The sequence below is a fragment of the Pseudomonas bharatica CSV86 genome, assembly GCF_000319305.2.
GTDB lineage: Bacteria > Pseudomonadota > Gammaproteobacteria > Pseudomonadales > Pseudomonadaceae > Aquipseudomonas > Aquipseudomonas bharatica.
The window spans coordinates 1-13,935 of record NZ_AMWJ02000001.1; the positions used below are offsets into that span (position 1 = coordinate 1).

At 61.7% G+C, this 13,935-nt stretch carries 11 protein-coding genes and 3 pseudogenes; 7 read left to right on the plus strand and 7 right to left on the minus strand.

Annotated elements, in window-relative coordinates; genetic code table 11:
* The 4 genes and pseudogenes from CSV86_RS00005 to CSV86_RS33160 all read left to right on the plus strand — a co-directional run.
* Positions 1 to 278, plus strand: a 278-nt coding sequence (locus CSV86_RS00005; RefSeq protein ID WP_170394270.1) for a hypothetical protein, incomplete at its 5' end; no start/stop codon positions are given.
* Between the two features lie 79 nt (positions 279 to 357).
* On the plus strand, positions 358 to 687 hold the full coding sequence (locus CSV86_RS00010; protein ID WP_170394273.1) for a hypothetical protein: 330 nt from the start codon (positions 358 to 360) through the stop codon (positions 685 to 687).
* Complete coding sequence (locus CSV86_RS00015) at positions 666 to 899, plus strand: hypothetical protein (RefSeq protein ID WP_170394276.1); 234 nt, start codon at positions 666 to 668, stop codon at positions 897 to 899. The genes CSV86_RS00010 and CSV86_RS00015 overlap by 22 nt, the downstream gene beginning before the upstream one ends.
* A gap of 57 nt (positions 900 to 956) precedes the next feature.
* Positions 957 to 6,616, plus strand: a pseudogene (locus tag CSV86_RS33160) (autotransporter domain-containing protein); the annotation flags it as partial.
* Between the two features lie 97 nt (positions 6,617 to 6,713).
* Here CSV86_RS33160 and CSV86_RS00025 read toward each other — a convergent pair.
* Both CSV86_RS00025 and CSV86_RS00030 read right to left on the minus strand, forming a co-directional pair.
* A complete protein-coding gene (locus CSV86_RS00025) occupies positions 6,714 to 7,418 on the minus strand; it encodes an acyltransferase family protein (protein ID WP_311985820.1) in 705 nt (234 codons plus the stop codon).
* Positions 7,419 to 7,806: 388 nt separating this feature from the next.
* Positions 7,807 to 8,121, minus strand: coding sequence for an ArsR/SmtB family transcription factor (locus CSV86_RS00030; protein WP_000349485.1), 315 nt, complete (start codon positions 8,119 to 8,121; stop codon positions 7,807 to 7,809).
* Between the two features lie 141 nt (positions 8,122 to 8,262).
* Between CSV86_RS00030 and CSV86_RS00035 the strand changes: the two genes are divergently transcribed.
* Both CSV86_RS00035 and CSV86_RS00040 read left to right on the plus strand, forming a co-directional pair.
* The gene (locus tag CSV86_RS00035) at positions 8,263 to 9,267 is read left to right on the plus strand and encodes a permease (protein ID WP_040363373.1); all 1,005 of its coding nucleotides are present in this window, start codon (positions 8,263 to 8,265) and stop codon (positions 9,265 to 9,267) included.
* 12 nt (positions 9,268 to 9,279) lie between these two features.
* A complete protein-coding gene (locus tag CSV86_RS00040; RefSeq protein WP_000610830.1) occupies positions 9,280 to 10,557 on the plus strand; it encodes an ISL3 family transposase in 1,278 nt (425 codons plus the stop codon).
* 35 nt (positions 10,558 to 10,592) lie between these two features.
* Here the strand turns inward: CSV86_RS00040 and CSV86_RS00045 are convergent, their stop codons facing one another.
* Positions 10,593 to 11,066 (minus strand): acyltransferase family protein, encoded by a 474-nt coding sequence (locus tag CSV86_RS00045; RefSeq protein ID WP_170394280.1) that lies wholly within the window; start codon positions 11,064 to 11,066, stop codon positions 10,593 to 10,595.
* A 136-nt stretch (positions 11,067 to 11,202) separates the two neighbouring features.
* Here CSV86_RS00045 and CSV86_RS00050 point away from each other — a divergent pair, with 136 nt between their 5' ends.
* Positions 11,203 to 11,766, plus strand: coding sequence for a hypothetical protein (locus CSV86_RS00050; RefSeq protein ID WP_009395090.1), 564 nt, complete (start codon positions 11,203 to 11,205; stop codon positions 11,764 to 11,766).
* Between the two features lie 79 nt (positions 11,767 to 11,845).
* Here the strand turns inward: CSV86_RS00050 and CSV86_RS00055 are convergent, their stop codons facing one another.
* The 4 genes and pseudogenes from CSV86_RS00055 to CSV86_RS00070 all read right to left on the minus strand — a co-directional run bounded on the left by CSV86_RS00055 (position 11,846) and on the right by CSV86_RS00070 (position 13,842).
* Positions 11,846 to 12,187: a HopJ type III effector protein gene (locus CSV86_RS00055; RefSeq protein ID WP_009395092.1), complete on the minus strand. Its 342-nt coding sequence runs from the start codon at positions 12,185 to 12,187 to the stop codon at positions 11,846 to 11,848.
* Positions 12,188 to 12,475 (minus strand): annotated as a pseudogene (locus CSV86_RS00060) (DUF1244 domain-containing protein); the annotation flags it as partial.
* 14 nt (positions 12,476 to 12,489) lie between these two features.
* Positions 12,490 to 13,179: a dihydromonapterin reductase gene (gene folM / locus CSV86_RS00065; RefSeq protein ID WP_009395096.1), complete on the minus strand. Its 690-nt coding sequence runs from the start codon at positions 13,177 to 13,179 to the stop codon at positions 12,490 to 12,492.
* An 82-nt stretch (positions 13,180 to 13,261) separates the two neighbouring features.
* A pseudogene (locus tag CSV86_RS00070) lies at positions 13,262 to 13,842 on the minus strand (antibiotic biosynthesis monooxygenase).
* Between the last annotated feature and the right edge of the window lie 93 nt (positions 13,843 to 13,935).

Genomic DNA, 13,935 nt, shown 5'->3' on the forward strand with positions numbered 1-13,935 from the left:
GCTATATCACGGCGATCGCCGCCAATTCGCTGGACACCCTGGCGTCTGCCAACCTGGCGGCCGGCGGCGGCCTGACCACTGCCGGCGACTTCACCATCGGCAGCCTGACCGGTGCCGGCCAGCTCAACCTGTCCAATGCTGGACGCCTGAGCGTGGCTGGCAACAACCTGGATAGCCTGTTCGCCGGCTCGCTGGCCGGCAACGGCGGCCTGGACAAGTTTGGCGCCGGTGTACTGGAACTGTCCGGTACCAGCACCAACTCCGCGTCAACAACGTGAAGGCGGGCACCCTGAAGGTGACCGGCGCGCTGAACGGTACCGGCGGCCTGAACGTCGATGCCGGTGCGAGCCTCCGGTAGTGCAGCATCGCCGGCACTACCACATCGCCGATGGCGGTACCCTGGTGGGCAACAGCGGCCAGACCCTGAGCTTCGGTTCGCTGGTGCTCTCGCAGAACAGCAAACCTCGACTCAACCTGGGCTCGCCGGTTACCGGCGCACCTCGCTGTTTCAATGTCAGCAGCGCGCTGACCCTGGGCGGCTCGATCAACATCACCGACGCCGGCGCCCTGGGCAACGGCGTCTATCGCCTGTTCGACTACGGCGGCAGCCTGACCGACCAGGCATCGGTTTCGGTAACCGACCCAATGGAGTGGACGTTACCGATTTGTCCCTGCAGACCGGCCTAGCCGGCCAGGTCAACCTGCTGGTGAACTCGCCGAACCTGATCATGCAGTTCTGGGACGGTGTCGATACCACCAACAACGGCCTGATCGAGGCGGGCAGCGGCGTATGGGACGCCACCACCAGCAACTGGGCGCTCAGCGATGGTTTTCAGCAACGATACCTGGCTGAATCAGTTCGCGGTGTTCATGGGCGCCACCGGCACCGTCACCGTTGATGGCCCGCAGTCGGTCAACGGCATGCAGTTCATGACCGACGGCTACAACTGGTGGCGGGTACCAATGGCTTGCTGGACATCAACAACGTAACGGCACCTACTTCGCCGTTCGTACCGACGCTGGCGCACGGCGACCCTGGACCTGCGCTGACCGGCACTGGCACCTTGAACAAGCTGGATGTCGGTACCTGGTTCTCAACGGTGAAAACAGCTACAGCGGCGGTACCACCCTGAGCGGCGGCACCCTGGTGCTTGGCAGCGACAGTGCCTGGGCTCGGGTACGCTGAGCACTGCCGCCGGCACCACGCTGGACAGCAACAAGACGGTCGCGCTCGGCAACGCCGTGGCCGTCACCGGCGCGCTCAACCTGGCCGGCAGCAACGACCTGACCCTCAATGGCGTGGTCAGCGGCAACGGCAGCCTGGTGAAGAACGGCGCCGGGGTGCTGACCCTGGGCAATGTGAATACCTTCCTGGGCGGCACCACCCTCAATGCCGGTGGCCTGGTCCTCGCACCGATGGTGCGCTGGGCGCTGGCGCCTTGACCGCGGCCAACGGCACTACGCTGGACACCCTCGGTGCGGTCACCCTGGGCAATACCGTCAGCCTGGCTGGCAACCTCCAGGTACTGGGCAACAACGACCTGACCCTGAGCGGCCCGGTCAACGGCACCGGCAGCCTGACAAAGCTGGGCGCCTAACACCTGACCCTCAACGGTCTGAACGCCTTTACCGGAGGCCTGAACCTGGCAGCCGGCCAACTCAGGCTGGGCAATGCGGGGCACTGGCAGCGGTACCCTGTCCGTCACCGGGCCGTCCCAACTGGATAACAGCAGCCCAATGGCCGTGGCCAACAATGTACTGCTGGCTTCCGGCGCTTCCGACCTGACCCTGGATGGCAGCAATGACCTGACCCTCAACGGCGTGATCTCGGCAACGGCCGCCTGCTGAAGAACGGTCTCGGCAAGCTGACCCTCAACGGCGCAAACAACTTCGTCGGCGGCCTGACCGTCAACAGCGGCGACCTGACCCTGGGCAATGCCTCGGCGCTGGGCAGCGGCGCGTTGCGCATCACCGGCACCACGCTGCTGGACAACACCAGCGCCCTGGTGCTGGCCAACGATGTCGAGGTCGACAGCACGCTGTCGGTCGCCGGCAACAACGACCTGACCCTCAACGGTGTGCTCAGCGGCAACGGCACCCTGAACAAGAACGGCCTGGCCAACCTGACCCTGGGCGGTACCAATACCTTCGCCGGTATTCTCAACATCCTTTCCGGCAGCCTGACCGCCACCAACGGCGGCGCCTGGGCAACCCGGCGCAGATCAACCTCGGCAGCGGGGCCTTGCTCAACCTCAACGGCAACACCAACCTCGGCTCCCTGCAAGGCAGCGGTGACGTGAACGTGGCCGCCGGCAACACCCTGACCCTCAGCGGTGGTGCCTTCGCCGGTTCGTTGAGCGGCGCGGGCCTTATCGACAAGGTTGGCATCGACACCCTGACCCTGACCGCAGCAACAGCCACAGGGCGCGACCACCATCAGCGGTGGCAGCCTGGTGGTGGACGGCAGCCTCGACAGCGCCACGGTCTCGGTCGGCAACACGGCCAACCTCGGCGGCAGCGGCGACCTCGCCGGCGCGGTAACCGTGACCAGCGGCGGCAACCTGAACCTGCAGAGCGGCAACACCCTGAACGTCGGCTCGCTGGTGCTGGACAGCGGCTCCAACCTCAACACTGCCCTGGGCGCAGCGCTCGCAGGTGATCCGGCGCTGATCAGCGTCGCCGGCAACCTGACGTTGGCGGCAACCTCAACGTTACCGATTTCGGCGGCTTCGGCGCCGGTGTCTACCACCTGGCCGGCTACGGCGGCACCCTGACCAACAACGGCCTGACCATCAACAGCCTGCCGGGCACCGTCAATCCAGGTGACGTGCTGGTACAGACCGCTGTGAGCAACCAGGTCAACCTGGTGGTCGGCGGCGCCAGCAACGTGCTGTTCTGGGATGGCAGCGAGACGGTCGGCAACGGTGTGGTGCAAGGCGGCTTCGGCGTCTGGGACAGCACCAACAGCAACTGGACCAGCGCCGACGGCACCTCAACCGGGCCTGGAACAACACCTTCGCGGTGTTCCAGGCACTGGCGGTACCGTTACTGTCAACGGCAGCCATGCCATCACCGGCCTGCAGTTCGCCGGCAACGGCTACACCCTCAACGGCGGCATCGGCGGTGAACTGCTTACCAGCGCCGGCGCCACCAACGTGCGGGTCGATACCGGCAATACCGCAACCCTGGCGTAGCGATCAACGGCGCAGGCACCCTGACCAAAGTGGATGGCGGCACCCTGGTACTCACCGGCGCCAATGGCTACACCGGCGGCACCGCACTCAACGGCGGCACCCTGGTGGTCGGCAATAATGCGGCCCTTGGCAGCGGCGACCTGACCGCGGCAGCCGGCACCACCCTGGACAGCAACACCGCAGTGGTCCTGGCCAACAACACCGTGCTCAACGGCGGCCTGAGCATCGGCGGCAGCCATGCCCTGACCCTCGATGGCGTGGTCAGCGGCAGCGGCAGCCTGACCAAGAACGGCAACGCCAACCTGACCCTGAACGGCATCAACACCTACGGCGGCGGCACCGTGCTCAACGGCGGCAGCCTGACCTTGGGCAACGATGGCGCCCTGGGCAGCGGCGGCCTCAGCGTGACCGGCGCCTCCGTGCTGGACAGCACTGGCGCGCTGCAACTGGCCAATGCAATCAACCTGACCTCGCAGCTGACCCTCGCCGGCAACCAGGACACCAGCCTCAATGGCGTCATCAGCGGCACCGGCAGCCTGGTCAAGAACGGCAACGGTTCGCTGACCCTGGCCGGTGCCAACAATTACAGTGGCGGCACCACCATCAACGCGGGCAGCGTGACCGGCGACACCACCAGCCTGCAGGGCGCGATCCTCAACAACGGTGCGCTGACCTTCGCGCAGAACACCGATGGCACCTACGGCGGCAGCCTCACCGGTTCGGGCACCCTGACCAAGTTCGGCGCTGGCCGGCTGCTGCTCACCGGCAACAGCGGCTTTACCGGCAATACCCTGGTCAGCGCCGGCAGCCTGGTCAACAACGGCACCCTGGCCAGCGCCAACGTGCAGGTCGCCAGCGGCGCCAGCCTGGGCGGCAGCGGCACCTACAGCGGCACCGTCACCATCGCCGATGGCGCCAACCTGAACGCCGGCAGCGCGACCGCACCGCTGAGCGTGGGCAACCTCAACCTGTCTTCGGGCAGCAACCTGAACTTCGACCTCGGTGCGCCTGGTGGCTCCACCACCCTGGTATCGGTGGCGGGCAACCTGGTGCTCGATGGTACGCTGAACATCAGCAATGCCGGCGGCTTCGGCCTTGGCGTGTACCAGCTGTTCACCTACGGCGGCAGCGTTACCGACAACGGCCTGGTGTACGGCAGCCTGCCGGGCACCACCTTGCCGGCCGACCTGACCCTGCAGACGGCCATTGCCAACCAGATCAACCTGGTGGTGGGCAGCGACACCGCCCTGCAGTTCTGGAACGGCAGCAAGACGGCGGCCGACGGCACCATCAGCGGTGGCAGCGGTACCTGGAACTCGGCAAGCACCAACTGGACCAATACCACTGGCACCACCAGCAACGCCTGGGCCAACCAGTTCGCGGTGTTCGGCGGCAGCGCCGGCACCGTCACCGTGGACGGCCAGCAGTCCTTCACCGGCCTGCAGTTCCTCACCGATGGCTACCAACTCAGCGGCGGCAGCCTGGCGGCGATCAATGCCGCCGATGGCACCCTCGCGGCCGTTCGCGTCGGCACCGGCACGGCGCAGATTTCCACGGCCCTGGTCGGCACCGGCGGCATCGAGAAGCTGGATGCCGGCACCCTGTACCTCACCGGCACCAACACCTACACCGGCGGCACCACCGTCAGTGGCGGCACGCTGATGGGTAATACCAGCAGCCTGCAAGGCAACATCGCCAACAACGCAAACCTGGTGTTCGAGCAGGCCACCGCAGGCCAGTTCCGCGGCATCCTCAGCGGCAACGGCAGCATCGTCAAGCAAGGTACCGGCGACCTGCTGATCGTGGGCAGCCAGCCGTTCAACGGGGCCTTTGCGGTCAACCAGGGCAGCCTGACCGTGGGCAATGCGGCCAACCCGGGCACCGTGTTCGGCGCCCAGGTCACCGTCGCCAATGGCGCCGGCCTGACCGGCACCGGTAGCGTCGGCTCGGTGGATAACCACGGCACCGTCGCCACCGGGGCCAATGGCGCCAACCTGAGTGTGGCCGGCAACTTCACCAACGCCACCGACGGCACCCTGGCCGTGACCCTGTCGCCGGCGACCACCAACTACCTCAACGTGGGTGGCACGGCGAACCTGGGCGGCAGCCTGCAGGTGGGCAACCTCGGTGGATACACCGGCGATACCCAGTACACCCTGGTCTCTGCTACCGGTGGGGTCAACGGTACCTTCGCCAGCAGCAATCTCGACAGCCTGACGTTCGTTGACAGCACGCTCAACTACGGCGCCAACGCCGTGACCCTGAACGTGGCGCGCAACGGCACCGCCTTCGCCAGCGTGGCGCAGACTGACAACCAGCGTGAAGTGGCCCAGGCCCTGGACAGCGCGTCGGCGCCGGCCAGCCTGCGCAGCGCCATCATCACGTCCAATGCCAGCGACGCCGTGGCGGCCTTCGAAAGCTTGTCCGGCGAGATTTACGCCAGCACCGCGACCGTGCTGATCGAGGACTCGCGCTACATCCGCGACGCGGTCAATGACCGTATGCGCGATGGCGGTTGCAGCGACGAGCAGGACCCGCGCCGCACCCTGGCACCCAACAGCAACCAGCAGACCACCGGTCGTGGTTGCGGCGGTGAAGGGGTAGGCTGGATCCGTGCCGTGGGCGGCTGGGGTGACTACGATGGCGGCCACAATGCGGCCAACGTCAAGCGCGACCTGTCGGGCTTCCTGATCGGTTTCGACAACGACCTCAACGACCAGCTGCGCGCCGGTATCGCTGCCGGTTACACCAACAGCAGCATCAGCGCCAAGGGCAAGCCGCAGGACGCCTCGGTGGACAGCTACCACCTGGCGGCCTACCTGAGCTACCAGATGGACGCCCTCGCCGCACGCCTGGGCGCCGGCTACACCTGGCACGACATCGACAGCAAGCGCTACGTCGAGGCCGGCAGCTACAGCGAACGCCTGAAATCGAGCTACAAGGCGCGCACTGCCCAGGTGTTCGGTGAAGTGGGCTATGCCATCGATGCAGGCAACGGCGTGGCGCTGGAACCGTTCGCCGGCCTGGCCTACGTCAACTACGACAGCGACAAGGCCCGCGAGAAAGGCGGGGCAGGGCGCCTGGAGGGCGATACCCAGCAGGACAACGTGTTCTCCACCGTCGGCCTGCGGGTTGGCAAGTCGTTCACCCTGGATAACGGCGCGACCGTCACTCCACGCGGCAGCCTCGGCTGGCGGCATGCCTTCGGCGACACCAAGCCGGATGCGGACCTGCGCTTCATCGAAGGCGGTGCAGGGTTCAGCAACTCCGGAGTACCGATCGCCAAGGATGCAGCGGTGGTCGAGCTGGGTGTCGACATGAACGTCGGCCCGATGAGCAAGGTGGGCCTGGGTTACTCCGGCCAGTTGGCCAGCGAAAGCCGCGACAACGCGGTGACCGTGAGCTTCAGCATGGAGTTCTGATCCATCCATCTCGCCCGGGAGCGATGTTTTCTCGGGCGGAGTGGTCTACCCCGAACAAAAAGAAATCCGCCTGGTGCGGATTTCTTTTTGTTCGGGTTTAGTCGTTCAGCCCGTGGTGGACACCTTGTCGGCCGTGCCTGCGCAGTTTTCCGAGCAGACGCAGGGTCAGCTGCTTCGCTGGGCTTTCGAAATAATTGAATATCAGCGCGCTGAGGACCAAGGATAGGCAGAAATAAAGCAGACTGTAGTTGACATCATCGACCAGGGTTTGCGGTACTTCGGATTTGAAACGAATAAACTGGCCGATCATGATCGAACTTTGATGGACCAGATAGAAGGCGAAGCTGGCCTTGCCAAGATAAATCAGCGGACGGGTACTGATGGCCCGTGCCAGAGAGCCCTTCTGGTACGCAAAGGCAAAGATGATTAGCGCCAGGGGGGGGAGGTAGTAAAGGTCGAAACGATGGGCTGCGCTGACGCCCGGCGACAGCGCGATAAAACCTGCCAACAAAGCCAGCGACAACGCCTGCAGGGCCGTTGCCTGGCCAGCCGACAGCGGTTTCAGCCCGTTGAACAGACGGTATAGAAGAATGCCAGCGAGAAAATCAGCCAGGCGCAGCGGTGCAAAGATGTACATGGTGAAGTGGTGAAGAGGCTCGGGGAGTACCTCGGCAAGCACCAGTTTACCGAGGATTACCACGCCCGCGACGAGCACCAGGACGCGGCTGCGCAACAATGTGAAGAGGGGGAACAGTAGATAAAAGGGGTATCCGGAATTTCTGGTTGATAAAATGCCAAAGATGTAAAGAAGAAAATCTTTCTCAGCGGATTATCTGATTGATCCTCTTCAGCCTACTCTACTGCCAATTTTCTGTTTCCACCTTCGCCTGAGTCTTCATAGCGATGCTGACTAGGGAGGACAGCGAGAGCTGGGCAAGCGTCAAAGCGGTTCTGGTTCATGCGCAATCCGGACACCTGCACAACATTCCTCTTGTAAGAAACCGATCAAATTCTGGGTATCCGGAATTTCTGGTTGATAAAATGCCAAAGATGTAAAGAAGAAAATCTTTCTCAGCGGATTATCTGATTGATCCTCTTCAGCCTACTCTACTGCCAATTTTCTGTTTCCACCTTCGCCTGAGTCTTCATAGCGATGCTGACTAGGGAGGACAGCGAGAGCTGGGCAAGCGTCAAAGCGGTTCTGGTTCATGCGCAATCCGGACACCTGCACAACATTCCTCTTGTAAGAAACCGATCAAATTCTCTAGGTGCCCATACTCGGGTATACAGACAATCGTGCGGCTATGTTTCTCCTGCCGGATCAGCCCTACCTTGGCCATGCGCGCAAGGTGATGTGATAGCGTCGAAGCAGGAATACCCAGCCCCTTCTGGATATCTCCGACCGAAGCCCCATCATGGCCAGCTTTGACCAGAAAGCGGAACACGGACAGTCGGTGACTATTCCCTAGCTCAGCTAAGCTGGCTGCAACCTTTTCGTGATCCATAGCACGCCCCAATAATTCGATGTTTCTAGAATTATAGTTGACAGGTCGGATAAACGCAAGTAGGCTGCGTACATCATTTCGACAATACTAGAAATATAGGAGTAATATTGAATGTCATCTCAACTCCAAGACGCTCTAGGCATGTTCGCCTTTCTCGCTATCGAGCTATCGGTTTTATTCATTGGCATTAGCTTGCTGGTCGGAGTTCTTCAACGTCACATCCCACCATCCAAGGTGGAAGCGTTACTGACTTCCAGTGGGAAGCGAGGCTATTTTCTTGCTGCTGGTTTAGGAGCTATAACGCCCTTCTGTAGTTGCTCGACTATCCCCATGTTGAAAGGGTTGATTCGGGCACGGGCCGGTTTTGGGCCGATGATGGTGTTTCTTTTCTCATCTCCGTTGCTGAATCCTATCGTCGTCGGCCTGCTGGTTGCCACGTTTGGATGGACACTTACTGCTATCTATGTGCTCGCCGCTTTGGTGGTCGCGGTAGGTGCCGGATGGCTGCTTCACACGCTTGGCTTCGAGCGTTATGTGCGCCGGACGGCGACACAAGAGAGCAGTGGATGTAGTTCATCAGCAAGCCCGTGCAGTGCTACATCGACCGCATCGAGTTGCGGCACCAACAGCTGCGACACCACTCCGAAGACGGCTTCTTGCGGGGCTGATAGGAAGACAACAGTCTCTACGTCTAGCGAATGCTGTGACAGTCAACCCACTGTCACGGTTAAGAAAGAAGGGAAGTACAGTGGTGTGTGGCGGGAAGCTTGGTCGGACTTTATCGATGTGTTGCCTTACCTGCTCATCGGTATTGCGATTGGCAGCGTGATCTATGGTTTCATGCCCACTGACTTATTGGAGCAGTATGCAGGCCCAGATAATCCCTTTGCCATTCCAGTTGCCGCTGTCATCGGCGTGCCGTTGTATATTCGCGCTGAAGCCGTCATACCTCTGGCAGCGGCTCTGATGGCCAAAGGCGTGGGTGCCGGGACGGTGCTAGCGTTGATCATCGGCAGTGCCGGAGCCAGCCTGACTGAGCTCATTCTGTTGCGCTCTTTGTTCACGCTGAAGCTTTTAGCGGCGTTTTTAGCAGTCATTTTTGCTATGGCGATGATTGCCGGTTACGCCACCTACCTGTTTTTCTGATCAAGGCGGGAGATGATTAATTCGTTAAGCCTTCCTGGGTACCAGTTGGTGGATTCTGATGAGCAGAATGAAGACATACATTTTCGGCTTGAAGCACCTACACCAGTAGCCTGCGAGGGGTGCGGCGTGCAGGGTGAGTTCGTGCGGTTCGGCAAGCGTGACGTTCCCTATCGTGATCTGCCCATCCACGGCAAGCGGGTCACTCTCTGGGTGGTCCGCCGCCGATACACCTGCCGGGCCTGCAAGACAACATTCAGGCCCCAGCTACCGGAGATGGTGGACGGATTCCGTATGACACTGCGGCTGCATGAGTACGTGGAGAAGGAATCCTTCAACCACCCCTACACCTTTGTGGCGGCACAGACCGGCCTGGACGAGAAGACGGTGCGCGACATCTTCAACGCCCGCGCCGAGTTCCTGGGGCGCTGGCACCGCTTCGAGACGCCCCGCATCCTGGGCATTGACGAGCTATACCTGAACAAGCGCTACCGCTGCATTCTGACCAACATTGAGGAGCGAACCCTGCTCGACCTGCTGGCCACCCGCCGCCAGGACGTGGTGACCAACTACCTGATGAAGCTGAAAGACCGGCAGAAGGTCGAGATCGTCAGCATGGACATGTGGAACCCCTACCGGGCAGCGGTCAAGGCTGTGCTGCCCCAGGCCCGTATCGTGGTCGATAAGTTCCATGTGGTGCGCATGGCCAACGATGCCCTAGAGAGAGTGCGCAAGGGCCTCAGAAAGGAGCTGAAACCGTCCCAGAGCCGGACTCTCAAGGGAGACCGGAAAATCCTGCTGAAACGCGCTCACGAAGTCTCAGACCGGGAGCGCCTCATCATGGAGACCTGGACAGGCGCGTTCCCGCAACTGCTGGCCGCCTACGAGCACAAGGAGCGCTTCTACGGCATCTGGGACGCCACCACACGGCTCCAGGCAGAAGCCGCCCTGGACGAGTGGATAGCCACCATCCCGAAGGGCCAAAAGGAAGTCTGGAGCGATCTGGTCAGGGCAGTGGGAAACTGGCGCGAAGAGACCATGACCTACTTCGAGACGGACATGCCCGTCACCAACGCTTACACGGAGTCCATCAACCGACTGGCCAAGGACAAGAACCGTGAAGGGCGCGGTTACTCCTTCGAGGTGATGCGGGCACGAATGCTCTACACCACGAAGCACAAGAAGAAGGCACCGACTGCGAAGGTCTCTCCTTTCTACAAGAAAACCATCGGTTACGGACTGCCGGACTTCGCAGAGGAACTCAACTACGGAGTCGATCTATCAACCATCTGATAATGGTATCAGGTTGGTGGGGTAAAGGTGCCCCATCAACCATTAAATCCGTATACCCGATAAAAGAACATCTCCACCGATAGGCTCCAGGTTGGAGCGTTGAAGGAGAAGTAGGTCTTGGCTTCGGGCGAGAAGGCCTGGGTCAGGGTTACGTTGAACAGCAGGTTTACGAAATAGGCCAAGGTGCCGTCCGGCTCCGGGCGGATAAGGAACATGACATACAGTATGAGGACCAGAATATGTGCCGGATAAATCCTGGCGATACGGGAAGAAAGATAGCCGGCGTAGTTCGAACGGTTAATCTTCTTTCCGGCATGGGCGTAGGAAAGTATGAAGCCGGATAATACAAAAAAGAAGGTAACCCCCAAGTATCCTTCATATAAAACATTGCTGTAGAGTGTCGATACTCCCGCGTTTGGGGTTGTTTTCAGAAAGTGCAGATGACTGAAAAATACAAATAGCGCGGCAAAGAATCGCAGCGACGTCAGAGCAGGTAATGGCGCTCGCATATATGGACTCTGGAAGGGGCTGAAAAGGAAAAATTATGGCAGCATACTTCAGGGTGCTGCTTCTCACAATGCATGTGGATATTCTTGCGTCGCGCTTGTGTTGTTGCCGCGAGTTTCCAGGCAAAGAGGTCGCTAAATGGCGCGTTTGTACGTAACGTTCTCCCTGCTCCTTTATCTTCTGGCCTTGTGTTTCGATGCGGTGCAGCTTGTCGACGGCAATCACGTCAGCGGCCTTCAGGCGCTGTTCCAGGGACCCTGGGGCGTGGTCTTCGGTCTGTTCGGCTGGTTCGCCAATCCGCTGTTCGGTCTCGCCCTGCTGCTGCGCCGGCGGCTGCGCTGGCTGGCGCTGTTCCTTGGTGCCTGGGCCCTCTACCTGGCGGTCATGAGCCACGGCATCGAGCGCTTGCCGGACAACATCAACTACAGCTTCCATGACGTCATCGGCTTCGCTCCGGGCTATTACCTCTGGGTCCTGGCCATTGCTGCCTTCTGCATCGGCCAGGCCTGGTGGTGCAGCCGCGGGCGCAATGCCGAGGTGCCGCGCTGGAGCCTGCCGGAAGGCGCGCTGGCGCTGTTGCTGCTGGTGGTGATGATGATCGGCCTGCGCGATGAAAACCTGCGCTTCGATCTCGACAAGCTGTTCGATATACCGCCGTCAGTCTGGGAAATGCCGCCGCCGGCCCGGGACGAGTCGATCTGATGAGCCAGCTTCCACAGATTACGCGAACCCTGTGGGAGCTGGCTTGCCAGCGATCAGGCCATCAGCCGCATCACAAGGCTCAAGCCTTGCGCTTGAGCGGCTCACCCTCGAATTTCACCCCGGCCAGGCCATGGGCGATCAGGGCGCGGATGTTGCCGTGGTCGGTGCCTTCCGGCGTTGCCAGCACCGAGCGGTAGTGCTCGCCGAACGCCAGCAGGGTTTCCTGGTCGCTCAGGCCTTCCAGCAGGGCCAGGCCCAGGGTCTTGCACGAACCTTCGTTCTGTCCGGCGGCGCTGGCCAGGCCGCCATTGTCGAAGGCGGTCTGCTGGTAGTCGTAGTGCTCGGCAACGAAGGCCAGCGTATCGGCGAACTGGTGTTCGCCGGTGGCCAGGCTGGCACGCAGTTGAATCAGGTCAGTCATGGGTTTTCCTTTGGCGAACGCGGCTTTCTGCTCGGCGCTGGCTTCTTTCTGGTATTGGCTTTTCCACTGGTCGTAAGGCATGCCGTAGACCACCTCGCGGGCGTCATCCAGGCTTACCTCGATCTGGCGTTCGTCCGCGGCGGCCTTGTACCACTTGGACAGGCAGTTGCGGCAGAAGCCGGACAGGTTCATCAGGTCGATGTTCTGCACGTCGGTACGGTTGCGCAGATGTTCGACCAGGCGACGGAACGCCGCTGCTTCGAGTTCGAGTTGCTCTTGTGGGGTCATGGCTGTCTCGTTGATCAGGCGATTCGGTTCTTCAGGTGGCGGCCACCGTTGATGACCACGTTGCTGCCGGTGCTGTACTGGCTTTCGAGAAGGAACAGCACCGCTTCGATCAGCGGCTGGGCGCCGGGTTCGAATTCCAGCAGGGCCTTCTTCAGGGTCTGCTGGCGATACTGTTCGTCGCCGCCCTCCTTGAGGATCAGCAGGCCTGGCAGGATACCGTTGACCCGCACCCTGGGCGCGTACTTTTCGGCGAACGACAGCACCATGTTCTGCAGCGCGGCCTTGGTCGCGGCATAGCCGATATGGCTCTTGCTGCCGCGGGAGGAGGTTTCGTCGCAGATGTGGATGATGTCCGACTTGTCGAGCTTCAGCAGTTGCTCGCCCAGGGCCAGGTTGAGGTGGTAGGGCGCCTCGACGTGAAGCTTGAACATGGTGTTCAGGTTGTCGAGGTCGTCGTCCAGCCACAGCGAGGCATTGTGGACGATGGCGCGCAGGCCGTCGTACTGGGTGCGCAGGTGGTCGATCAGTGCTTCGCGATCACGTTCGCTGCATAGGTCGGCCTGGAACGGGATGATGTTCGGGTGCGCCGGGGGGATCTTGCTGCGGCTGGCGCTGACCACCGTGTGGCCGGCCTGCGCCAGTTGCGTGGCCAGCGCCAGCCCGACTCGCTGGCTGCCACCGGTAACTAGGATTGGGCTGTTCATATGCGGGGACGGTCAACTTTTTCAGGTTCGCGGTCAGGTGCCAGCATACCCGAACTCGCCCGTATTGACCGCCCCCGGAGCGTCAGCGGCTTTCCAGGGATTCGCCGCGGTTCTCCCGTGCCGTAGCGGGCGCGGGCCGGGCATCGAGCCAACTGGCGAGGCAGCGGGTCGATAGCGGGATGAACAGGTACACCATCAGCGGCGTCAGGCCGAGGGTACTGAGCAGCACGCGCGGCAGCAGGTCCAGTTGCGCCAGCCAATGGCCGAACAGCAGGTTGAAGACCAGCGACACGGGAAAGAACGCGAGCCAGATCGCCACCGCCTGCTTCCAGCGGGGTGGACGCTGCGCGGCACTGTTGCCGAACCAGCCCTCTATACCGCTGACCCGCTGCTCGGTGGGTTGCTTGAACAGACCGTTGCCGCGTGCCAGCCAGGCACTGCGCGAGGCGGAGAACTCCCAGGCGTGCAGGGTCTTTTCGTCGACGAAGCGGAAGATGATCTGGAACTCGTCGCCCTGGGGCGGCGGGGCAGTACGCCGGAACCGAGGTAGCCGGGGAAGTCGGTGGCGAGCTGCTCGCCTTCGTGGAGCCAGGCGATCATGTCCTGGTAACGGCCTTCGGCAACGCGCCGTGCGACCATCAAGGTGACGGGTGAGGTAGACATCGTGTATCTCCGGGCAAACGGGTCGCGGCGGATAGCCTCGATCCTGGATACCACCCGGGTGTTGGGTGGCGTCCCAATTCAAGCAAGGATTAT

What these genes read in the sequence shown, in the direction of transcription:
- CSV86_RS00030 (WP_000349485.1), bottom strand. Translation starts at nt 8,121, where the DNA reads ATGGATCACGAAAAGGTTGCAGCCAGCTTAGCTGAGCTAGGGAATAGT.
- CSV86_RS00035 (WP_040363373.1), top strand. Translation starts at nt 8,263, where the DNA reads ATGTTCGCCTTTCTCGCTATCGAGCTATCGGTTTTATTCATTGGCATT.
- CSV86_RS00040 (WP_000610830.1), top strand. Translation starts at nt 9,280, where the DNA reads ATGATTAATTCGTTAAGCCTTCCTGGGTACCAGTTGGTGGATTCTGAT.
- CSV86_RS00045 (WP_170394280.1), bottom strand. Translation starts at nt 11,066, where the DNA reads ATGCGAGCGCCATTACCTGCTCTGACGTCGCTGCGATTCTTTGCCGCG.
- CSV86_RS00050 (WP_009395090.1), top strand. Translation starts at nt 11,203, where the DNA reads ATGGCGCGTTTGTACGTAACGTTCTCCCTGCTCCTTTATCTTCTGGCC.
- CSV86_RS00055 (WP_009395092.1), bottom strand. Translation starts at nt 12,187, where the DNA reads ATGACTGACCTGATTCAACTGCGTGCCAGCCTGGCCACCGGCGAACAC.
- folM (WP_009395096.1), bottom strand. Translation starts at nt 13,179, where the DNA reads ATGAACAGCCCAATCCTAGTTACCGGTGGCAGCCAGCGAGTCGGGCTG.